This is a genomic window from Streptosporangium sp. G11, from assembly GCF_051192615.1.
GTDB lineage: Bacteria > Actinomycetota > Actinomycetes > Streptosporangiales > Streptosporangiaceae > Streptosporangium.
The window spans coordinates 1-20,629 of the sequence record NZ_JBPJUQ010000104.1 but is presented as its reverse complement, the minus strand read 5'-3'; the positions used below and the strand labels follow the sequence as shown (position 1 = coordinate 20,629).

25 protein-coding genes, 1 tRNA gene and 1 pseudogene are annotated in these 20,629 nt (G+C 66.9%); 13 read left to right on the top strand and 14 right to left on the bottom strand.

What is annotated here, in order from left to right; genetic code table 11:
- Positions 1-302: 302 nt before the first annotated feature.
- Positions 303-494, top strand: a complete 192-nt coding sequence (locus ACSDR0_RS44490; RefSeq protein WP_435295014.1) for a hypothetical protein — start codon at positions 303-305, stop codon at positions 492-494.
- A 36-nt stretch (positions 495-530) separates the two neighbouring features.
- Here ACSDR0_RS44490 and ACSDR0_RS44485 read toward each other — a convergent pair.
- The 4 genes and pseudogenes from ACSDR0_RS44485 to ACSDR0_RS44470 all read right to left on the bottom strand — a co-directional run bounded on the left by ACSDR0_RS44485 (position 531) and on the right by ACSDR0_RS44470 (position 2,141).
- Positions 531-1,035 (bottom strand): annotated as a pseudogene (locus tag ACSDR0_RS44485) (hypothetical protein).
- 3 nt (positions 1,036-1,038) lie between these two features.
- Positions 1,039-1,371: a helix-turn-helix domain-containing protein gene (locus tag ACSDR0_RS44480; protein ID WP_435295013.1), complete on the bottom strand. Its 333-nt coding sequence runs from the start codon at positions 1,369-1,371 to the stop codon at positions 1,039-1,041.
- A gap of 144 nt (positions 1,372-1,515) precedes the next feature.
- Entirely contained in the window at positions 1,516-1,767 is a 252-nt protein-coding gene (locus ACSDR0_RS44475) for a GntR family transcriptional regulator (RefSeq protein WP_435295012.1), read from the bottom strand.
- A gap of 113 nt (positions 1,768-1,880) precedes the next feature.
- Positions 1,881-2,141, bottom strand: coding sequence for a hypothetical protein (locus tag ACSDR0_RS44470; RefSeq protein WP_435295011.1), 261 nt, complete (start codon positions 2,139-2,141; stop codon positions 1,881-1,883).
- A 1,482-nt stretch (positions 2,142-3,623) separates the two neighbouring features.
- Between ACSDR0_RS44470 and ACSDR0_RS44465 the strand changes: the two genes are divergently transcribed.
- The 4 genes from ACSDR0_RS44465 (at position 3,624) to ACSDR0_RS44450 (ending at position 6,016) form a co-directional block, all read left to right on the top strand.
- Positions 3,624-4,037, top strand: coding sequence for a hypothetical protein (locus ACSDR0_RS44465; RefSeq protein ID WP_435295010.1), 414 nt, complete (start codon positions 3,624-3,626; stop codon positions 4,035-4,037).
- Between the two features lie 55 nt (positions 4,038-4,092).
- Positions 4,093-4,446 carry a hypothetical protein gene (locus ACSDR0_RS44460; protein ID WP_435295009.1) on the top strand — a complete coding sequence of 118 codons (354 nt, stop codon included), beginning with the start codon at positions 4,093-4,095 and terminating at the stop codon, positions 4,444-4,446.
- A 91-nt stretch (positions 4,447-4,537) separates the two neighbouring features.
- Positions 4,538-5,188, top strand: coding sequence for a uridine kinase family protein (locus tag ACSDR0_RS44455; protein WP_435295008.1), 651 nt, complete (start codon positions 4,538-4,540; stop codon positions 5,186-5,188).
- A 312-nt stretch (positions 5,189-5,500) separates the two neighbouring features.
- Positions 5,501-6,016 carry a hypothetical protein gene (locus tag ACSDR0_RS44450; protein ID WP_435295007.1) on the top strand — a complete coding sequence of 172 codons (516 nt, stop codon included), beginning with the start codon at positions 5,501-5,503 and terminating at the stop codon, positions 6,014-6,016.
- A 143-nt stretch (positions 6,017-6,159) separates the two neighbouring features.
- Here ACSDR0_RS44450 and ACSDR0_RS44445 read toward each other — a convergent pair whose 3' ends face one another.
- The 5 genes from ACSDR0_RS44445 to ACSDR0_RS44425 form a co-directional block, all read right to left on the bottom strand.
- Complete coding sequence (locus tag ACSDR0_RS44445) at positions 6,160-6,732, bottom strand: DUF6461 domain-containing protein (RefSeq protein ID WP_435295006.1); 573 nt, start codon at positions 6,730-6,732, stop codon at positions 6,160-6,162.
- Positions 6,733-6,853: 121 nt separating this feature from the next.
- On the bottom strand, positions 6,854-7,063 hold the full coding sequence (locus ACSDR0_RS44440) for a hypothetical protein (RefSeq protein WP_435295005.1): 210 nt from the start codon (positions 7,061-7,063) through the stop codon (positions 6,854-6,856).
- A gap of 1,013 nt (positions 7,064-8,076) precedes the next feature.
- A complete protein-coding gene (locus tag ACSDR0_RS44435; protein ID WP_435295004.1) occupies positions 8,077-8,322 on the bottom strand; it encodes a hypothetical protein in 246 nt (81 codons plus the stop codon).
- Positions 8,323-8,597: 275 nt separating this feature from the next.
- Positions 8,598-9,323: a GNAT family N-acetyltransferase gene (locus ACSDR0_RS44430; RefSeq protein ID WP_435295016.1), complete on the bottom strand. Its 726-nt coding sequence runs from the start codon at positions 9,321-9,323 to the stop codon at positions 8,598-8,600.
- A 440-nt stretch (positions 9,324-9,763) separates the two neighbouring features.
- Positions 9,764-10,429: a hypothetical protein gene (locus tag ACSDR0_RS44425; RefSeq protein WP_435295003.1), complete on the bottom strand. Its 666-nt coding sequence runs from the start codon at positions 10,427-10,429 to the stop codon at positions 9,764-9,766.
- A gap of 10 nt (positions 10,430-10,439) precedes the next feature.
- On the opposite strand from ACSDR0_RS44425, the gene ACSDR0_RS44420 reads away from it, so the two are divergent.
- Positions 10,440-10,622: a tyrosine-type recombinase/integrase gene (locus tag ACSDR0_RS44420; protein WP_435295002.1), complete on the top strand. Its 183-nt coding sequence runs from the start codon at positions 10,440-10,442 to the stop codon at positions 10,620-10,622.
- Between the two features lie 89 nt (positions 10,623-10,711).
- Here the strand turns inward: ACSDR0_RS44420 and ACSDR0_RS44415 are convergent.
- Together ACSDR0_RS44415 and ACSDR0_RS44410 are read right to left on the bottom strand one after the other, a co-directional pair.
- Positions 10,712-10,801: transfer RNA gene (locus ACSDR0_RS44415), tRNA-Ser, on the bottom strand.
- A 263-nt stretch (positions 10,802-11,064) separates the two neighbouring features.
- Positions 11,065-11,628 (bottom strand): YceI family protein, encoded by a 564-nt coding sequence (locus ACSDR0_RS44410; protein WP_435295001.1) that lies wholly within the window; start codon positions 11,626-11,628, stop codon positions 11,065-11,067.
- A 102-nt stretch (positions 11,629-11,730) separates the two neighbouring features.
- Here ACSDR0_RS44410 and ACSDR0_RS44405 point away from each other — a divergent pair, with 102 nt between their 5' ends.
- Positions 11,731-12,234: a MarR family winged helix-turn-helix transcriptional regulator gene (locus ACSDR0_RS44405; RefSeq protein ID WP_435295000.1), complete on the top strand. Its 504-nt coding sequence runs from the start codon at positions 11,731-11,733 to the stop codon at positions 12,232-12,234.
- A 117-nt stretch (positions 12,235-12,351) separates the two neighbouring features.
- Here the strand turns inward: ACSDR0_RS44405 and ACSDR0_RS44400 are convergent, their stop codons facing one another.
- On the bottom strand, positions 12,352-12,918 hold the full coding sequence (locus tag ACSDR0_RS44400; protein ID WP_435295015.1) for a SigE family RNA polymerase sigma factor: 567 nt from the start codon (positions 12,916-12,918) through the stop codon (positions 12,352-12,354).
- Between the two features lie 245 nt (positions 12,919-13,163).
- Between ACSDR0_RS44400 and ACSDR0_RS44395 the strand changes: the two genes are divergently transcribed.
- Positions 13,164-14,114, top strand: a complete 951-nt coding sequence (locus tag ACSDR0_RS44395; RefSeq protein ID WP_435294999.1) for a hypothetical protein — start codon at positions 13,164-13,166, stop codon at positions 14,112-14,114.
- A 5-nt stretch (positions 14,115-14,119) separates the two neighbouring features.
- Complete coding sequence (locus ACSDR0_RS44390) at positions 14,120-14,965, top strand: MauE/DoxX family redox-associated membrane protein (protein WP_435294998.1); 846 nt, start codon at positions 14,120-14,122, stop codon at positions 14,963-14,965.
- 119 nt (positions 14,966-15,084) lie between these two features.
- On the opposite strand, the gene ACSDR0_RS44385 is transcribed toward ACSDR0_RS44390, so the two are convergent.
- Together ACSDR0_RS44385 and rplK are read right to left on the bottom strand one after the other, a co-directional pair.
- Positions 15,085-16,257 (bottom strand): AAA family ATPase, encoded by a 1,173-nt coding sequence (locus ACSDR0_RS44385; protein WP_435294997.1) that lies wholly within the window; start codon positions 16,255-16,257, stop codon positions 15,085-15,087.
- Positions 16,258-16,592: 335 nt separating this feature from the next.
- Positions 16,593-17,018: a 50S ribosomal protein L11 gene (gene rplK, locus ACSDR0_RS44380; RefSeq protein ID WP_435294996.1), complete on the bottom strand. Its 426-nt coding sequence runs from the start codon at positions 17,016-17,018 to the stop codon at positions 16,593-16,595.
- A gap of 54 nt (positions 17,019-17,072) precedes the next feature.
- On the opposite strand from rplK, the gene ACSDR0_RS44375 reads away from it, so the two are divergent.
- The 4 genes from ACSDR0_RS44375 to ACSDR0_RS44360 all read left to right on the top strand — a co-directional run.
- The gene (locus tag ACSDR0_RS44375) at positions 17,073-17,975 is read left to right on the top strand and encodes a MerR family transcriptional regulator (RefSeq protein ID WP_435294995.1); all 903 of its coding nucleotides are present in this window, start codon (positions 17,073-17,075) and stop codon (positions 17,973-17,975) included.
- Between the two features lie 75 nt (positions 17,976-18,050).
- Positions 18,051-18,836: a M15 family metallopeptidase gene (locus ACSDR0_RS44370; protein ID WP_435294994.1), complete on the top strand. Its 786-nt coding sequence runs from the start codon at positions 18,051-18,053 to the stop codon at positions 18,834-18,836.
- A 385-nt stretch (positions 18,837-19,221) separates the two neighbouring features.
- On the top strand, positions 19,222-20,085 hold the full coding sequence (locus tag ACSDR0_RS44365; protein WP_435294993.1) for an NUDIX hydrolase: 864 nt from the start codon (positions 19,222-19,224) through the stop codon (positions 20,083-20,085).
- Between the two features lie 43 nt (positions 20,086-20,128).
- Positions 20,129-20,629: permease (locus tag ACSDR0_RS44360; RefSeq protein ID WP_435294992.1), on the top strand; the 501-nt coding region annotated here is incomplete at its 3' end.

Below are 20,629 nucleotides of genomic sequence, written 5' to 3'. Positions count from 1 at the left end.
GCTGAAGAAGGCCATCGGCACCGCCGAGAGGTACCGCACCGCCAACGGCACACCCGCCCAGCTCAAGAAGGCGGCCGGCTACCTGTACAAGCACGTCAACAAGTAGAGGGCGCCCGAAAAGTAATGATCTGGGTGCTCCGAGGCGGTGCAGGAGCGGCATGCGGGTCACGGCGCGGACGACGCCTTCCGAGATCGTGATCAGGTACTCGTGGTCTCGCGACAGGCATCGACAGCGGCTCGGCCAGGCATCGTCCGCTCCACACCCCGGCGACGCGATGGTCTCGCTCTGACCGAACGCCGGGGTGCACACGCCGGAGGTCGCCAGACGAGCCTGGCACGGGGTGGACGTGCTGCTCAAGCTCTACGCCAGGTGCGTCGACGGACGGCACGAGATGGCGAACAAGCAGATCATGGAAGCGCTCACGACGTGGCACCCCGGCCCCTTCACGGGGTGCCACGCCCGTGCCCCGCTCGCCCTCCCCGGAGGCGCGTGAGGCTCTTTTCGTCGTCTACGACCGTCGCGTTGACGGTCACAGGGGCCGGTATGACGCCATACCGGCCCTGCTGCCCAGCAGGGCCAGGGTGTGCTCGGCGGGGCTGCCGGGATCTGCCTGCAAGGTGAGCAGTTGCTGGCCGGGGACGCTGTTGATGTTGTATGTCTCGCCGATCACGTTCAGCTCGCCGACCTCGCGATGGCGGAAGCGCCTGTACCTCCGCGCCAACCCGCATACGTCATGGCGCGCCCACATCCGGCAGAAGTCCGCACTTTTGAAGGAGAGTTCCTCGACCAGCTCGACCAGGCCGGGGTCGTCGAGATTCGCTTTCGCCACGGCTCGCACGTGGGCCACCTTGGAATGGGTGTCCTGTTCCCAGTCCAGGTAGAACTCGCGTGCCCCCGGATTGAGCAAGGCCAGCCGGAGCAGGTTGTCCGCTGTGTTCCAACTCCTCGTAAAGAGCGGCGGCCATCGAGTCCTTGGCCAGTACGTCCAACCGATGGTTCACCACGAGCGCCGGCACGGAGTCCCAGCTCTCCATGAGTCACACCACATTCGGCGGGACCTGGTCGACCCGGCCGTACAGTCCGCGCTTGGAGGTCCGGGGGCGCGCGAGTTCGTAAAGGTACTCGGTGGCCTCAGGGTCCAGTCGGAAGGCCTGGGCCAGGGCGTCGAGTACCTGATCCGATGGGCGGCGTTCGCGTCCCTGTTCGAGGCGGATGTAGTAGTCGGTGCTGACCATGGCCGGCATCGCCACCTCTTCCCGGCGCAGACCCGGGGTTCGGCGGGGGCCGACGTCCGGCAGCCCCGCATGCTTGGGAGTGGTGACCTCGCGCCGCGCGCGCAGAAACTCCCCGAGGAAATTTTCACTGTCCATTTCATCGCCGCATGTCACGAATCAACCGATAAGGTGGCTGCGCTACTCCCAGGACAGCCGACCCGGAGAACGTTCGCTCCCCTCGGTGACCCGTATTTTTCCGATGCCGAGAAAATCCTCGTTGAATCTCGCGATGCCCTTTCTCTACTCCGCCGGCCGGTTCTCCGTGGGCGCGACGAACGTCCCCCGGCCCTGCACGGTCACCGTCCATCCCAGCTCGCCGAGATGCCGCATCGCGCGGCGGATCGCGCCTCGGCTCACGCCGTGCTCGCCCTGCGGCCGGCTCTCCGAGGGCGACACCTGGCGCGGCTCGTATTCTCCGCCCTTGCTCTTGGCGGCGATGATCGCGGCGAGCCGCTCCCGCAGGGGAGTCCGGTCGAGTCGGTCGACGGTCATGGGCTCAACGCTGAGGACAGGCCGTATGACCTGCACGGACGATCCGTACTACACGGGCTGTACGGTCATGCATGGCGGTGATCCCGGTCGTGCTGACGAGCGACACGACTTGATCAAGCCGAGGTGGACCAGGGCTCGGTCGGCATGAGGGCGAGAGCACGGTGAGCGAGTCCCCTGAGCTCCTCCCATCCAGGATGGGAATGCAGGGCTTCCCCTGTCCATACCGAAGAGCCTTGCCCGGTGAGGGCGATCAGCTTCCGGTCGATGGCACCGAGCAGGGCGGCGAGTCCTTCAGAGATCCATCCGGCTTCACGAGACTGCCACGACGCGGGATATACGGCATCGAAATCGAGGGCCAGTTCGTCGATGGACATGGAGCCGATCCATTGAAGCTGTTCGTGTGCGGGCAGAGCGAGGCGGCGCACAGTCTCTCGAAGGAAACTCCAGTTCCCTTCGGCTGCTTCCCGGTCGCTTTGACGGCCACTCATTCGATCATGTTATGAGAAAAGCACAGGTGCCTGTCGTGGCCTCCTGAACCTCGATGGTTTTACAGGATGTAACCGTTCCTCGCATTCCATGGTCACCGACCTGCCCTGATTGGTTGACACGGTCCTCGGCGAACTCGGCACCACCATCGCTCCCCATACGCCACCTCCATCGCCGGGCGATCGTGAGAGCGGCGATCCACTGGATCGAATCGAGAAGCCGGCTTCCCAGCGTGCGATCATGGATTCCATGACGTCGACCAGAAAGGGCCATGCCGCGTAGGCGCCCTTCCGCGGTCCGCGCACGAGGATCGGTGTGCGGAACCCACAGAACCTCGATCCATCATGTCCCCGGCCTCGGACGCCGAGCCATGGCCGCGGTGATCACACTGGAGCACACTCGCATGTGGCCAGGTGAGGTGGCCGCGGCATTGCTGGCCTGGACGCAGGCAGTGGTACCCGGCACCGTCGACCGGATCGCGCCCACGTGCATGTGCCCCGAATGCCGCGGAGACGGACCACGCCTGCGGCTCGAACAGGCACTCATCGCACTGCCGCGCTGGGCCAAGCCCTACCTGTACGCCTTGGTTCTCCCCATCGACAGACGCTTCGTCGCTCGAACGTTCCCAGACCCGCACGCTTCACCTGAATCGCCGTGGTGGCAACGACGGCGCTGAGCACTTCGAATTCACGAGAACTTGCTTACAAATCGGCCCCATCCTGGGGTGTACGAGCCGTGAGCTGGGTGGAGAGCTCCCCGCCAATGACCATGACCGACCCCTGATGACCGCCCTCAATGACCCGATCTCGCTGAAGATCTCCCTGTCGCTGAGTACGGAGATGATTGTCAATCCTTGCGGCCCGCCTGGCTCTCTGTGAGATTTCCCGAGGGTGTGGCAGAGCGCCGAACGTAGTTCGCCAAGCTCTTGCTGGGGTGCGTCTCGCTGAACTCTGCGTGTCGCGAGCTGGACGCCCGTGGGTGTGCGGCCTCCCACTGCGTCCTCCTCCGCGGTGATGTCGATGTCTTCGACCCGTACGTACTCATCGCCGGAGCGAACGTCGATCACCACGGGAGTGTCGTCGGGAAGACCTTCGACAGCGGTTTTCGAGAGGGCTACATTCCGAGCAACGACAGGACCTCTGACCAGGCCATGAGCCTCTTCTCGGATCTCGGCCACGGAAGATCATTCCGTATATGTCCCACGGGCTCCCTGGTCCCCGATCATCATGGTCGTGCCGCAGATCATTCCTTTCCTACCAGCGGAAGCTTTTTCCTCTCCACCTCTTGACCTGCTCCCCAGGCTGTCCGAGACCATCTCGATCATGTGATTCTTCCGCTTCCTCGCCATCGGGCTCCTCAGCGGGACCGTGATGATCCCGCTCCTGCATTCCCCACGGGGCGACGGATTCGAGCATCTGCGCTTGGATGCGCTCATCAGCCTGGAGATCGGCTGGTTTCTCATGGTCCCGATCTCGCTGGTGGTCGGAGCCTTGTGGGTCGGCTTTTTCGGCAAGCGGTCCCGGCCGGCGCCTCCGGGCTTCGTCCTGGGAGGGATCACCGTCGCGTTCGGAGCTCTGGTCCTGTCACAGGCGATGGCCGCGTCACGATGGCTCAACGGCTCGCCTGCCGGAGTCGGCGATCCGGACGGCGAATACGTCATAGCGGCGTTCGCCGAACTGTCGGGAGTGGTGGCCCTGCTCATCGGCGCGGTGATCCTGATCAGTCGAGGCGCCGCCGTCCGGCATTCGCGGAAGACGGTCGTCCTCGGACCCACAAGCCATTGATCAACAGAGAATGCCTCGGAAACGAAAAATTCGAACTCCTGACATCCTTCTGCTGGTGCCGCTGGAGGAGGCACTGAAGGTCGTGGAGCGCGACGTCCGCGCCGCGGGGATCAGCGGGACGCTTCGGATGATCCTGCCCGACTGGGACTCCATGGGCCTGGCATGGGTGGAGTTCCAGGGCATCTGCCATGGCAACGGCCTCGGGCCCGGGACCGAGGCACTCGGGTGTGTGGCCGACGCTACCCAGGACGTGGTTGTGGAGGCGACGTGGAAGATGTGGCCCGTCTGCCCCGTGCACGATCGGGGTCTAAGCACCGAACCGGAAGACGGGATCGCCGTGTGGCGCTGCACAGGCGGCGGGACGCACACTGTCGCGCCGGTGGGTGAACTGCTGCCCGAACGCCGTTAACGATTTGCTGATCACGTCGATAAGGTCAGGCGACCGGCGGCTCGTCCGGGCAGGCCGGGCCCGTGTCCTCACCTCCGTAGACAGGTTGTCGATGCATCTCCATCCAGGCGAGACCGAGGCCGTTGGCTGGCGAGTGATGACCGTGCTCGACGCCGTCCGGCAGCTGCGCGATGCATCACCCGACGTCACCGGACGTCCGCGGGTGATCGCGATCGACGGCCGGGGCGGCGCCGGCAAGACGACCCTGGCCGAGCGGCTACGCAAGGTGGTGCCCAACTCGGCCATCGTGCACACCGACGACGTCGCCTGGAACCACGCCTACTTCGACTGGGGCGCCGTGCTCGTCGAGAACATCCTGCAACCCCTGCACCGGGGTGAGGCGGTGGACTTCCGCCCTGATGCCTGGATCACCCACGACCGGCCCGGATCGATCACCGTCCCCGCCGGTGCCGACTTCATCTGGGTCGAGGGCACCGGCATCATCCGCGAAGAGCTTGCCCCGTGGTTGGACGCCTCGGTGTGGATGCAGGGTGACCTCGATGAGCAAGAGCGCTTGTTGGTCGTCCGCGACGGTGACTCCCCCGAGCAGTTGGAGCACGTGGCGAACTGGCTGCTGGAGGAACTGCCGTTCATCTTGCGAGAACAGCCGTGGGCCCGAGCCACCATGATCGTCGCTGGCCCTCCGCAGATCGACCACGACCCGGACACCGAGTTGGTCGTCGCCCCGCCGACCAGCTCTTAGGTCGGCCGACCCACCCGCAGAACGCGGGGCCCCGACCGAGATCTACATCCTGACCTGGTCCTTTACACGTGGAGCGGGTGACGGGAATCGAACCCGCGCTGTCAGCTTGGGAAGTCTCCAACACATTTGGCCGCTGAGCTGGCGAAACGCTGACCTGTGAGGGAGCGGGGTGAGTGGCCGCGATTCCCCCTTGATCACCCTCCTGACGGGCACGTAACGGGCATGGACACCAGTCTCTCCTCATCGGCGCCGCGGCTGGGTTTACTCATAAAGGCTTGACCTCCTGGCGCTGGCGTCCGACACAATCGACAGATGTTCGACTTCGGGGTCTCTGGCTACAGGCCGACATGGCTGAGTGGCCGTTCGGCTGTCACCGCCGCTCATGGTCGGAGACTGGCCATGCTGGAAGGCCGGAGGCTGACTCGTGCCCTGCTGGTTTGGGACCTCGATGAGGATGCGTGGTTCTCCGATGGGCTGGTCCTGCTGGACTTCGAAGGCGAGCAGGTCGAGATTGTTCACCAGAAGTTCGACGAAGTCTCGATCACGTGGAACACCGTTGATCCGGCTCAGCCGTTGGATTGGGCCGGAACGGAATTCCAGCTGGCGTGGCGAGAGAGCGTGCCCTCAGAACTGGCCGCGTTGAATGGGCAGCGGCTGCAAGCCGTAGAGCTTCTCGAATGGGTAGATGAGGACATGGCGCAGGGGACGGTGGCCGTCGGCTTTGCCTTTCCGGACGACCAAGTAACGATCTACAACGCCCTCGACGAGAACGGCATGGAGTTCGGGCTCCCTGATCACCGATACACGCGCCACAGGCTCGGCACGTAGCGGGTACTGCTTACCCGGGCACCCGGCTACGTCAGCCGGTCAACGGACAGCTCCATGTAATGCGGTGAGCGGGGCTGAGGAACGAAGTCCCGGACCGTCGATCGCCCCCAACCTTGGATGGAGAAGGCTCACATCGGCCAACGTTACGACTTGGTTGGTTCTGGTACGACGCCCCACATGAACATGGAGCCCTTCAGTAGTTGCTCCGTTACCCTGATCCCGGTCAGGTGCTCGACGAGTAGGAAAGCCGGCCCTTCGTAGAACGGGAAAAACGATGGGCAAAGCCTGTCGATCTCCGCCATCGTGTCCGCAAGCTCGTCCGGGGTCTCCGTCGCGTATTCGTCATCGACTCCGGAGCAGAATCGGATCTCGCCGTTCTCGCACCAGTAAAAGTAGTCCAAGCCCTTGATGGCGAGTGCGGCTTGAGAGACCAGGCGGGTGCCCTCGGAGAGTTTAATGATCACGTCTTCGCAGGTACCAAGCCAGTCAGGGTCGAAAACGAACGTCCAATCGCCGATGGAGGTGACGCCAAGAGGCTCCCCAGGGCTCGGGTAGTCATCCGGGTCGTCGGGGAAGGGGCCCGGCGTGAAGTCCTCCCATCGACCGCCGAGGCGGGTGACCACCTGTTCAGGCGTGGCACGGATGTAGATGAAGCTGTAACACTCCTCGGAATATTCGCCGCGGAGCCAAGAGATATCGAGGGGCTGCATAGTCATGTCGTCATGCTGCCAGCCGCCACCGACAGGCACAGAACCCGGTCGTCACAGGATGGTGGGGCTGGGCGCAATGCGGCGTGACGCACGCACCTTGGCCAGCGTGAACTCAGGATTTTAGTGATCAGTGGGCTTTTTCATCCTCCCAGCCGAACAGCTCGGGAGTTGGTGATGTGGAGTTGCTTGGACTGGGCAGGATCGCCCGACGACCTGCCCAGCGGCGGCCTGAGTGCTCCACCTCTACCAGTTCCCCGCTTTGAGCCGCGACTTCAGAATGAAAAGACTTCACGGTCTGATTGTGCCTGGCCACGGCGGTAATCCTCAGCTCAGGCACCTCATGATCTTCAAGTCCCCGAACGGCTTCCGTTCAGCTCGATCGATGTCGTACGCCTTCGTTGGTTCCCAGCGTCAGAGCGTCGACGGTTTTGCAGGACGTGACCGTTCGTGCCTACTCACCGCCGGCACACCCCGAACGCCAAAATCATTTCACGCATATTGCACGGACTCCGAACAGCCCGGGGAGACCCATTCAAGGCCCGGCACATAAATGATCTCCACCTGCCCGATGGGTACCCTATCCCTGTGTGCACATACGTGATGGTCACCTACAAGGTCCACTACGTGTGCGTCGAGTGCCGCCAGAGCCACAAACTGCCCTGGGACGGTGCGGAACACCTCTGCACGCGCTGCCGGGCACCGATGCTTTTCGCCGGTCATGACTTCGCCGCACCACGCAAAACCAAAGACCGCCATTGGACGGCAGTCGAGGCCGTCCTGGAAGCCGGCCTCCGATACGAAGGATTTGAGACCTGCGGCTGTGCCCGGGAGCCGAAGTACCGTCCCCGTACGGGCGCGCAGGTCCGGGCACGGCGCAGAGTCGCAGCACGCGAAGGACTGACCGAAGCCGAAGCACTCGCGCTACGCGACCCCGCCGATGCGTAACGCACCTTCGGGCATCCGAATCGGAACCGCCGGACCAGAGCAAGCAGTTCAGCATCTGCTTGCGATGCTGGAGGCATGACCGCCCGAGCATGTGGACCTGGACCTGCTCGCCAGACTCGCGGTAGAGCTCGACCCGCTCATGCGTGACCTCCTCGCCAGTGAGGACGTGAGGCAGGCAGGCGACTTCGTCGATGACGTGACGCGGCACTGCATGGAGCAGCCCTACTGGGAGCAACCGCCACCAGCCCCAGCGGTTTTCAAGAGGGCCGCGTCCCGAGAGAACAAGGCGGCTCTGAGCAGGGCAGGAACCTTCCTCTTGATATCGCCCACAGAAGATCATCCGGCACATATCCCGTGTGCCCGGTTCGATACCTTGACGATGTGCCGATCAGCGAACGCCATCTGTCAGCCGAGGAACAAGCCGTCATCCTGGCTCTTCTCACGCAAGATTTCCCTGGCGTGGATGAACTTCGCGCTCAGGTCCCTTCGGCAATCGTGGCCGGACGGTGTGGGTGTGGATGTGCAACGGTGGATCTTCGGGCAGGAACAGGGCCACGTGCGCTCGCCGCCCCGATACAAGACGGGATGCTGATCTCCGCCGGCGTGCACGGGCGCGATGACGGTGTCTTGCTCTTCGTCAAGGACGGTCATCTTTCGTACCTTGAGGTCTACACCGTCGATGACGAGCCGGCCTCACTCCCGCAGCCTGAAGATCTCACCGTTGACCCGCCAGACTCCTGGGGGTGATGTCATGAAGGCAACAAGGTTCAGATTCGACTCGTAGACCTACGGATCAAAAGATCGGCTGGGGCTTGTTCCGGATGGTTCAACGCAGGTCGGCAGGTATACGTGGTCCATCCTGAACGGCCTGGAATTGCAGCTGGAAGTGCAACGGGACTCTTTCCGCCCCGCCTGCGATCACTTGCCTAGACCGGACCGGAACAGCCCGCTGAGTAGGCGGCCTCTTCGGGGCGGAAGACGGCTGCTGTGACGGGCGCATGCAGCGTCCAGCCCAGGGAGTGGTAGAGCCCGAGTCCGTCCCGGGTCGCGACGAGGACACCGGTTCGCGCTCCTTGGGTCGCGGCGTAGTGGCCAAGGGCACTCATGACACGGCTGCCCAACCCTCGACGGCGATGCGATGGGTGAGTCTCCACCTGGTCGACGATCGCGAACGACCCGGTCCGTGCGATCCGCCCCCTGGCGGCCATCTGCTCATCGGCGCCAAGGACTTCTGCATCGGTGACGGCACCCTGTGTCGTAACCCGCAGTGCGTAACCGGTCGGCATGGAGAACTCGGCGGAGCGCAGGGAAACCGTCATCATGTACTCGGGGTCCTTTACGAGCCAGCCGGTCGGCAGTACGGCGGCGACGGTCTCCACTTTCGCGCAAACCTTGAGCCAGGTTCCCGGCGCGAGCGGTTCCCGTGTCAGACGGCGGAGGACCGCCGGATCAAATCGGGGCAGCACGTAGCGGATGAGGTGGCCTGACAGTCCCACATCGATTCTGTAGCCGCCCGGCACCGCCACTGGTGATTCGGTCGCGCGGGAAAGCGTCCATCCCTGTACCCAGGCCGCGGCCACTTCCGGGAGGGCTCCGACGTCTTCAGAGGCGCTGGCCGGGGTACCAAGCACCGTCAGTCCCTTCGTGAACATCACAGATCTACCGGACACCTTATTGCGACTTCCTCGCAATAACGGATCCTACTCCCGCTAGGGGCCTCTGGCCGACCCGCCATCGTCGTAACCAGTTTGGAAGATTGCGGCGCGCGTCCCCGTGGTCTGCTGCGGCCCAGATAAGAGACGGTTTCGCTCTATCCGTGAGTCCCCGTGAGTCCCCCTTCGTGACCCTCCCGACGGGCACGCAACGGGCACGCCGGGCACGGCCCTCAGCTTCGCCGCTCGGTGGGCCGGGGCTGAGGAACGAAGTCCCGGCCCACCGAGCGCCCCCGACCACGCACCAAGACCAGCCACCCTCAGGCGATCGTCAGGGGCGAACCACTCCACCACCGGCTTCGAGTCCGGTGACACCGGCCGGGACTGACGGCATCTTGGTGATCACCCGGATTTGCAGCAGACCTCCCGGGTTTTCTGCACTACCGGAGGTTCACCGCAAAAAGCGGCCGGATCGCCTCCAGAAGAGGGCCTTTGAGCTGCGGCTTTACTCTGGGGGTCCTCATCGCCCCTACGAGGCTCGCAACATCCTCAACGTGGCCGGCACCCGGCGGAACGGGGGGCGCTGGTCGGTCGCCCTGGCTCTCGGCATCCGCCAGGGCGAAGCGCTCGGGCTCCACTGGCAGTACGTCGACCTGGAGATCGGAGTGATCAGGACGTGGTTCCAGATCCAGCGCACCGAATGGCAACACGGGTGTGCCGATCCCCATAAATGCGGAGAGAAGTGGCGCCACTGGCCCTGCAAAAAGAAGTGCAGTGATCATGGGCATAACCCCGGCTGCAAAAAGCAGGGGCACACCTGCTTCAAGAGGACCTGCCTCAAGGACTGTACGAGCCACGCCGACAAGTGCCCGAAACGCACCGGCGGGGGCATCGTCTTCCGCCAGCGAAAGGGCAAGAGCAAGCTCACCCTTCAATGCTCTCCCGAGTTGCTCGCGCTCCTCAAGGCACACCGCAAGATCCAGGCCACGGAGCGTCTCAAGGCGGGGGATCGCTGGGAGGATCACGATCTCGTGTTCGCCACCCGCCACGGCGGCCCGATCGAGCGCACCGAGGACTGGAAGGTGTGGAAAACCATCCTCAAGCAAGCACGTCCGGGTGCACGACGCTCGCCACACTGCCGCGACGCTGCTCATCGAGCAGGGGGTGAACATCCGGGTCGTTCAGGAGGTCCTGGGACACACGAGGGTGGCCACGACCGAGCGTTATGCACATGTGTCCACACCGCTCATGCGCGACGCCGGGGAACGCCTGGCCTCGGCACTCTGGGGGGAGTCCTGAACCCTCGTTGCAACTAGGACTGCAACCATGACGCCCTCGGAGATCAAAAAGGCCCTCTCCCCGTATCTCGGGAGAGGGCCTCTGATCTGCGGAGGCTCGGGGATTTGAACCCCGGATGGGCGGTAAACCCAAACCGCATTAGCAGTGCGGCGCCATAGACCTGACTAGGCGAAGCCTCCTGGTTGCCGTTCGGCTCAGCACAGAGTACCGGCCATCAGGCAAGGCGGCAAAGCGGTTGGCGATCGCGTCGCGGGCAAGAGTCGGGGGAGAGTTATCCACAAGTGGTGGATAACTCTCCCCGCCCCTGTGGACAAACCGAGGAGTCCGCAGCTGAGCACGGCGGAAATCCTGTGGATTCCCAGTTCGCGAGACGCTACATCTCAACAAGTGAACACCGTTGAGGCCCCTCACCGACGGGAGAGACCTCGGGTGGGCACGAAGATCAGGCGGCCGGGTTGGCCTCGCCCTCGATCTCAATCTTGATCTTCTTGCCGACCAGGACGCCGCCGGTCTCCAGCGCCTGGTTCCAGGTCAGGCCGAACTCCTCGCGGTCGATCTCGGTCTTGATCGAGAAGCCCCAGACGTCCTGGCCCCACGGGTTGGTGCCGGCGCCGCCGTACTCGACGGTGAGCTCGACGGGCTTGGTGACGTCGCGGATGGTGAGGTCACCGGCGAGGGTGAACTCGTCACCGGAGTGGCCGAGGACGCGGGTGCTGCGGAAGGTCAGCTCGGGGAACTTCTCGGCGGAGAGGAAGTCGTCGCTGCGCAGGTGGCCGTCGCGGTCGGGAGCGCCGGTGGTGATGCTCGCGGTCTTGATCGAGATCTGCGCGGAGGAGTCGAGGGGGTTCTCGGCGATGGTGACGGTGCCGGCGAACTCGTTGAACTGACCGCGAACCTTGCTCACCATCATGTGCTTGACGACGAAGCCGATCTGGGTGTGGGCGACGTCCAGAGCGTAGGTGCCGGGGGCGGGGATCTGAAGGTTCTCCCAGGTCCGAGTGGTCATTTTTTACTCCCGAAGAGGTTCTTGCCGAGTGGATGCTTGCGTCAACAGATTTCTACACGAGGAATATTCCTCCCGTCAACTACTGTCGGGTAGGGTGTGGGCGTGAACCACTTTGACGACTCCCGGCTGACGGCGATGGGCCTCCTCGCCGAGGTCTACGCCGGCATCTTGGCGAAGACCCACGAGTCCTTCACGGCCGCGGGGCTCTCAGAGATCGACTTCGAGACCTTGATCAGGCTGGCGCGTTCGCCGCAGCAGCGGCTGCGCATGAGCGACCTGGCGGCGCAGACGGGTCTGTCCACGAGCGGGACGACCCGGGTCGTCGACCGGCTGGAGCGCGAGGGGCTGGTCATAAGGCAGGCGTGTCCCACCGACCGGCGGGCCTCCTACGCAGCCCTCACCGAGGCCGGCACCGACCGGCTCAGCGGTGTCCTCCCGCGACACCTGCTCGACATCGACACCTGGTTCACCGGGCTCCTCCCCCCCGACGAGCTCGGCGCCTTCCTCGGCACCCTCAGGACCCTCCGCGATGCCGTACGGCCGTGCGCCACCGCGGGAGCGGAGGGCTTCCGGCCGGCCGAGGCCGCGCTCATCCCGTCCGAGTAACGCGCCCATCCCCCCGCGAGGCCCCCCACGAAGTCCCTACGAGTTCGTACGAAGTCCGTGGGAGACCGTACGAAGTCCCAGACGGGTCCCCGTACGAGCGCGGAAGCGCCGACCGTGTCAGACCTGCGGCTCCAGATGCCGCGGTTCGGAAGGGGTGAGGTCGCCGCGGAGCTTGGCCATCCCCCGGGAGACCGTGCTCTTGACCGTCCCGACGCTGATGCCCAGGGCCTTGGCGATCTCCGGCTCGGTCATGTCCTCGTAGTAGCGCAGGACGACGGCGGTCCGCATCCGGGTGGGCAGCCGGTCGAGGGCCTGCTCGACACGCTCGGGCAGGTGGTGGCCGCCCGCGGCGGCCGGCTCGGGGAGTTCGCCCGACGGATACTCCTCCAGCTTGCGCCGCCGCCACCAGGAGATGTTGATATTGACCATCGCCCGGCGCACGTAGCCGTCCAGGGCGGTGCGGTCCTGGATGCGGTCCCAGGCGAGGTAGGTCTTGACCAGCGCCGCCTGCAACAGGTCCTCGGCGTCGTTCGGGTGCCCGGTGAGCCGATAGGCGGCACGCAGCAGCGCAGGGCCGCGAGCAACGACATACTCGCGGAACTCCTCGTCGGTCCCGCCGGTCACCGCGATCACCAGCCTGTGCTCCAGGTGCGTATGGTGGCCAGAATCGCAGCCGGATCCCATACTGCGGCTGAACCGAAATCTATATTTCATCCCGTGAACGGTAAAGATCGGCTTCGATGGGCGATGGAGCACGCAAGAACTATTAGATAGCGGTTTGTCGTCGAGTGGACACCAATGCCTTCTACCAGGGAGGGGAACTTTAGTACCTGGTTGGACACCTGCCGTGATTATTCGTGGAGCGGACAGCGGGATTCCGCGAAGCGTGTGACGCTGGCTGCGACACCTCGCAGAATTGGGGAGCGACGATGCCCTATCGCAGCGCCGATCGCCGCCGTACACTGGCGGCCGCCGCGCTTGGCCGGACCGTTCAGGAGCCGGGCCCCCTCCCCACCGAAGGTGAGTCCTTCCACGCGGTCAGCGGGGCGATCCTCGATGTCAGCCCGCACCTGATCGTCGTCGACACTCCGGACGGCGACGAGGAGCGGCTCGTCATCGCCCCGTGGGCGACCGCCTGGCGCGGCGAGGCCGTCAACCCCGCCGACCTCCCCCTCGGATCCAACGTGATCATCAGGGCGTTGCGGGCCGGCCGGGTCGTGGACCGTATCTGGGCGGACATCACCAGGATCACCGGAGTGATCCAGTCGATCGGCGCCGAGGGCAAGGACCACACCGTGGAGCTGTACTGCGGGCCGCACCGCGGGCGGCGCACGATCGTCATTCCCTACCGCTCCTCCGGGCGGCTGCGGGTCAGGCATCCGCAGTTCGAACCCGGCTACCTGTTCGACGCCATCGGGGTCCGCGAGGACGGTACGGCGCGGGCGCGGCTGCCCGCGACCTCGCAGCCGCCCTACCGGTGGACGGCCGTGCCGCCACCGCCCCCCGGCTACGTCGGCGTGCAGTCGCGGATCTCGGGCACGGCCACCTGGTCGGACACCTTCGACTGCGGGGAGCAGGGGGTGGCCTACCCCATGCTGGAGCGGGCCGACACGGCGTGCGAGGACACCGGGGTGTCCTGCGCCGGGCTGCCGTACCTGGCGCTGGGGTCGATGCTCAACGTACGCAACGTGTGCGCCGGACGCACCTCGGTCCTGCCGATCGTGGCGTGCGGCTGTCTGGCCGGCCGGTTCTGCGACCGGTGCCTGGAGTGCGGCACCTCCCCGCGCGGCCGGATTCTGGAACTGTCACCGAGCTCCTTCGTGGAGCTCGGCGGAGACCTGACCACCGGGTGCTTCAACGCCCGGCTTGGAATGGGGTGACACGGATGCTGATGACGATCGCCGCCGCGCAGTTGCCGGTCGTGTTCCTGCTGCTGGCCGCGGGCACGGTCGCGAAGATCGGAACGGTCGCGCGCGAGGCCGAGCCGGGCATGCTGAGCAGGCTGGGACCGGCCGTGCTGGTGCCCGAGCGCTGGCGCGGGCCCGCGATGCTGGGCTGCGCGCTCGGGGAGCTGTTCCTGGCGACCGGGTTGCTGCTGACCGGTCACCCGTTCTTCCGGTGGGGAATCGCCGGGTTCTTCGCGGTCTCCACCTACGTCCTGTGGGAACTGCGGCGCCGTCGCCCGGACGTGGGCTGCGGCTGCTTCGGCGAGGTCAGCGCGCTCCCGGTGGGACGGCGGTCGCTGGGCCGCACCATGGTGCTGACGGCCATGTCCGCGGGGCTGGTCTGGACTCCGGCGATCCCCGGCTGGGAGGCGATGGCGAGCCTGACGTGGGCACACGTGCCGATCACGCTCACGGGGCTGCTGGTGCTCGCCGCGCTCTCGCCGGAGATCGAGGAGACGATCGCCAGGCTCCGCTATCGGGCGCCGTGTGAGCAGCGCCGCCTCGACCCGGCCACCGCGCTCGGGCGGCTGCGGGCGAGCACGGTCTGGCGCTCGCACGCGGGACTGCTGTCGAGCAAGGATCCGGTCGACAGCTGGCGGGAGCTGTGCTGGCGTTTCTTCGTCTATCAGGGCACCGGCCAGGCGGGCGCCCCCGTCGACGTGGTCTTCGCGATCTATCTGAGCGGGCGGCACCCGGCGGTGCGGGTCGCCGTGGTCGGCTCGGACGGGCAGCCGGTGGAGACCGAGTCTCTTCCGGAGTCTCTGCCGATATCGGCTGGACGCTAGAGAGCCCTAGATTTTCCTAGGGCGGCAAGATTGAGCTCTATATGGCTCTCTAGCTTCCCCACTAGAGAGCCATATAGAGGGCTAGGGGCTCCCTCGCACTATATCGAACAAACGTTCAGTCAGACCGGTTGTGCCCGCAAGAACTTTCCGAAGTGTGGCACCGTGAACGCGATCAGCCCGCGTTCCGCGCTGTAGATCAGGCCCTTCTTGATGAGGCTGTCGCGGGCCGGGGAGAGACTCGACGGCTTGCGGCCGAGCCCCTCGGCCACCTCCGCGGTGGCGACGGGCTCGTCGCCGATGACGGCCATGGCGTGCATGTAGTCGCGCTCGGCGGGGGTGGCCCGCTCGTAGCGGCTGCCGAAGAAGCCGACCGCGAGCTCCTCCTCGGCCTCCGGCGCGGAGACCCTGATGTCGTCGGCGGTGATCGGGCTGCGCAGCGCCAGGTCCCAGGCGACCTTGCCGTACGCCTGGACGAAGTAGGGGTAACCGTCGGCGGCCACGTAGAGGGCGTCGAGGGCCTCCTGGGTGAACTCCACGCCCTCGCTCCCAGCCGGGGCGATGAGCGCCAGATCGGCCGCCTCGCGGTCGAGACGATCGATCCTGGCGTAGCGGAAGAGCCGCTCGGAGTAGCTTTTGCTGGCCGACAGCACGCTGGGCAGGTGCGGCAGCCCCGCGCCGACCACGATCAGCGGGCCGCCGCTCTGGGAGAGCTCGTGGCAGGCCGCGCAGAGCGCCGAGACGTCGGGGGCCTGCACGTCCTGCATCTCGTCGATGAACAGCGCGATGCCGACACCCAGGTCGGTGGCGACCGCGGCGGCGTCGACGAACAGCTCGGTGAGGTCGATCTCCAGGTCTCCGGAGTCGGCGCGCCCCCGCCCGGCGGGCACGTCGATCGCGGGCGACCAGTGGGAGGTGCCCTTGGCCGCGGACGGGTCACGCATCGCGAACGCCTTGAGCACGCCGAGGAACTCCTCGATGCGCTCGGGCGCCCGATGCCTCGGGGCCAGCTCCCTGACCGCCATGTGCAGGGCGGCGGCCACCGGGCGCCGGATCGACTGGTCGGGCCTGGCCTCGATCTTGCCGGTGCCCCACAGCCGCTGCATGGCCATCGACTTGAACGTGTTGAGCAGAACGGTCTTGCCCACGCCGCGCAGCCCGGTGACCACCATGCTGCGCTCGGGGCGCCCTCGGGCCACCCGTTCCAGGACGATCTCGAACTGCTGTAGCTCGCGGTCGCGACCGGCGAGCTCGGGGGGGCGCTGTCCGGCACCGGGAGCGTAGGGATTGCGCACGGGGTCCACGCTCTCGGACTTTATGACGGGATATAGCGGCCGGCTTAGAATTCCGTAGAAAGTGCTACGGCGTGTCGCGCCGCGCTCCGCCGGCGACCGGGGAAGTGGGGGGCGTGCCGCCGGCGGCACCGCGAGCATCGCCAAGACACACCCCTCACCTGCGAGAACGTCAGCCCGAACCCGTGTTCGATCCCGTGCCCATGACTGTAGCGCGGGTTCGAACACAGGCGCGATACGTTTCGATGAAAAGCCTCCCCAAGGAATGCGGGCTCCCGCCCCAAGAAGCCGTGAACCCGGGTGTAAGCCGCGCATGATGCCTGAGGCCGTGCGGGGCCTCAATCCCGGACGGTCAGCCCCATCGAGCGCGCGGTGCCGGCGACGATCTTCTCGGCCTGGTCGAGGTCGGCGGTGTTGAGGTCGGGCAGCTTGGTCCTGGCGACCTCCCGCAGCTGCGCGCGGGTGATCGTGCCCGCCGCCTGGTGCCCGGGGCGGGGGCTGCCGCGGTCCAGGCCGATCGCCCGGCGGATCAGCGAGGCCGTGGTGGGCATCTTGATCGCCAGCTCGAACGAGCGGTCCTCGAACACGGTGACGACGACGGGGACGACGAACCCCCGCCGGTCCTGGGTGGCCGCGTTGTACCGGCGGCAGAACTCCATGAGGTTCAGGCCCAGCGGGCCCAGGTCCTTGCCCACCGCGGCGGGACCGGCCTCACCGGCCGGGAGCTGGAGTTTGGCGGTCCGGCTGACCTTCTTCTTCGACATGCCCGCCAAGCTAAAGTCTCCCGTTACTGGAGGCTCAACGGAATAATCACCGTCATGAGCTACACGATCGGACAGCTCGCCAAACTCTCCGGGCTGCCGGTGAAGACGATCCGCTTCTACTCCGACATCGGGGTGCTCCCCGAGCGCGGACGCACCCGGGGCAACTACCGCCTCTACGGCGACGAGGACCGCCGGCGGCTGGAGCTCGTCAGGACGCTGCGCGAGATCGGCGTCGACCTGGCGACCATCAAATCGCTCGGCGACCGCGACCTGGGCGAGGTGCTCTCCCTGCACCTTCGTACGGTGGAGACGCAGATCAGGGCACTGCAGCGGACCCGAGCGGTGCTCAGGGCCACGCTGGAGCGGGACGAACCGGCCGACGACGACCTGCGCCGACTCAACGCCCTCGGGCGGCTCGGCGCGGCGGAGACGGCCGCGCTGGTGAACGAGTTCGTCGACGACGTCGCCGGAGAGAACGCCGCCAGACAGGAGTGGCTCGGCGGCCTGCGCGAGGCCATGGTGCCCGACCTGCCCGACGAGCCGGCCATCGAGCAGCTCGACGCCTGGCTGGAGCTGACCGAACTGCTCGCCGACGACGGCTTCCGCGCCTCCCTGCGTGAGATGAGCGGCGACTTCTGGGAGAACGCCGCCGAGCTCGACCTGGCGGCCTGGCACGAGGCCAACGCCCTGACCACCGAGACGGCGCTGGCCGCGGTGCGGGACGGCGTGGCCCCGGAGTCGGAGGCCGCCGCGCCCGTCGTGGCCGGGATCGTCGCGGTCCTGGCCGGGGCGCAGAAGTGCACCCCCGAGTCGGTCGTACGGGACTACGCGGAGCACGACCCGCGCGGCGGGCGATACTGGGAGCTGGTGGCCGTGGTCAACGGCACGCCCTGGCCGCCGGAACCCGTGATCGCCCACGAGTGGATCGCCGCCGCGGTCGCCTCCCACCTTGGGTAGCCGGTCAACTACAATGGCCTTTTGTCGCTTTTGTCCGTTTTTCTGAGGGGGCGGCACGTGTCAGGTTCCAGATCCATGATCCGTACGCGGGCCGTGCTCGCGACGACCGTCGGCTGCCTGGCGGCGAGCGCGTGTGGCGTGGCCTCCTCCCAGCCCGGCCGGGCGGCGCCTCCGGCCACCTCGGCGCCGATCTCGGCGTCCTCGCAGTCCACCGGTGTGGCCGCTCCCGAGCCGACCGGCGCGACGCCGGTGACCAGCCCGCCCGCCGCGGTGTCGCCGACCCCGACGGGCCCGCCGGAGTTCTCCGCGAAGGTCTCCCGGGTCGCCCGTGAACAGCTCAAGTACTCGTGGCGGCCCGGATGCCCGATCCCGGTGAACGACCTGCGGCTGGTCACGATGACCTACTGGGGCTTCGACGACAAGCCGCACACCGGCGAGCTGGTCGTGCACGAGGACGTCACCGACGACATCACCTCCATCTTCCGTCGCCTGTACGACTGGCGCTGGCCGATCTACAGGATGCAGCTCGTCGACGTCTACAAGGCCGACGACTTCGCCTCGATCGAGGCCGACAACACCTCGGCCTTCAACTGCCGCCCCGTGGAGGGGACGAGCAGCTGGTCCAAGCACGCCTACGGCCGGGCCATCGACATCAACCCGCGCGAGAACCCGTACGTGTACGCCGACGGCTCGGTGTCCCACAAGAACGCGCGCGGGTTCGACAAGCGCCCCCTGCGGGCTCCCGGGGTGATCAACGCGGGCGACCGCGTGGTCAGGGCCTTCGAGCAGAAGGGCTGGGAGTGGGGCGGTTCCTGGGCCGGCGCCAAGGACTACCAGCACTTCGCGAAGGGCGGAAGCTGAGAGGCGCGGAGGCACTCGTCCGGCGGACCCCGGACCGGACCCGAGCGGCGTCCCCGGAAGAGGCCGCCCCCCGGCCCGCCGGGTCGCCGGGCCGGGAGGCGGCCAGGACGTCGTCGGCGATTCCCCGGGGACGAACAGGTTGGCGACGGGAGCGACCCACCCGAGCACCAGGTACGGCGCGGCGTACCTGTGGAAGACCCCGGGAGAGATCGCGTACGCGTTGCCCCGGACGCGGAGCGGCCGGCACACGAAGGCGATGCCCGCCGGCAGGTGAAGCATCGGGAAAAGAAGGATGACCAGGGAGAGGGGCAGCGCGTACAGGGCGCCGCACCCGATGGCGGGGGGCGGGAAGTGCTCAACCGTGTCCTGGATACATCATTGACTCATGGCGGCCATGGATGGGGACGGGTGGGCCAGGTGTGACCTCGGGCACCGGCACTGGGGGGTGCACGGCGCGGCCGGTCTGCTCGCCGTCCACCACGACGCGGCGGACGGGCCCCGCGTCCTGATGCAGAAGCGCTCCGCGTGGAGCCACCACGGTGGCACCTGGGGGTTGCCGGGCGGTGCTCGCGACAGCCACGAGGACGCGGTCGGCACCGCCCTGCGCGAGGCCTTCGAGGAGGCCGCGCTGGACGGCACCGGCCTGCGGGTCCAGGGCGTCTACCTCGACGACCACGGCGGCTGGACCTTCGAGACGGTGATCGCAGAGGCTTCCGAGCTGCTGCCCGCGATCCCCGCCAACGCCGAGAGCGACGCCCTGCTCTGGGTTCCCGCCGAGGAGATCACCGCCAGAGACCTCCACCCCGGCTTCGCCGCGACCTGGCCGGTCGTCGGCCTCGCGATCACCCCCTCCCTCGTCGTCCTCGACATCGCCAACATCGTGGGCGCCCGCGCCGAGCACGGCTGGTGGAGGGACCGCGCGGGGGCGGCGGCCAAGCTGCTCGCCGAGGTCGGCGAGCGTGCCGCCGACGGCCGGTTGACCGCGCCCGACCGCACCCCGGTGCTGGCACGCTGGTTCCCCCGCCTGACCGCGGTCGTCGAGGGCGCAGCCCGCGACGCCGCCCCCGCGCCCGGCGTCTTCGTGATCGCCGCACCGGGCAGCGGGGACGACGCCATCGTCCAGGCCGTACGGGACGCCCGCCCCTGGGAGCGTGTCCTGGTCGTCACCGCCGACCGGGGACTGCGCGGGCGGGTCACGGAACTGGGTGCCGAGGTCACCGGACCCCGGTGGTTGCTGGCGCAGTTGTGATGTTCCACGTGGAACACCGCGGGGATATGGCACGATAAGGCGCGTGTCCGAGCTTCGAACCGGCCCGCGAAGTACCTGGACCGATGACGAGAGCCCGATTCCTCCGGATTCCTGGGGACGTGGAAGTTCCGCGAACCGCACCCTGCCGTGGGGGTTCGCGCTCGTCATCCTGCTGCTGGTGGTGGGGAGGTTCGCGCTCACACCCCACCTGACGGCGCCCGCGCTGCGGACGTGGGCCACGATCTTCGTGGCGATCTGCGTTCAGGCGCTGCCCTTCCTGGTCTTCGGGGTGGCGCTGTCGGCGGCGATCACGGCGTTCGTCCCGGCCTCGTTCTGGACCAGGGCGCTGCCGAGAAACCCGGTCGCCGCCGTACCGGTCGCCGGAATGGCGGGGGCGGTGCTGCCGGGGTGCGAGTGCGCGTCCGTCCCGGTCGCGTCCGGTCTGATGGCCAGGGGTGTGGCCCCCTCCGCCGCGCTGGCGTTCCTGCTCGCCTCCCCCGCGATCAACCCGATCGTGCTGGTCGCGACCGCCGTCGCCTTCCCC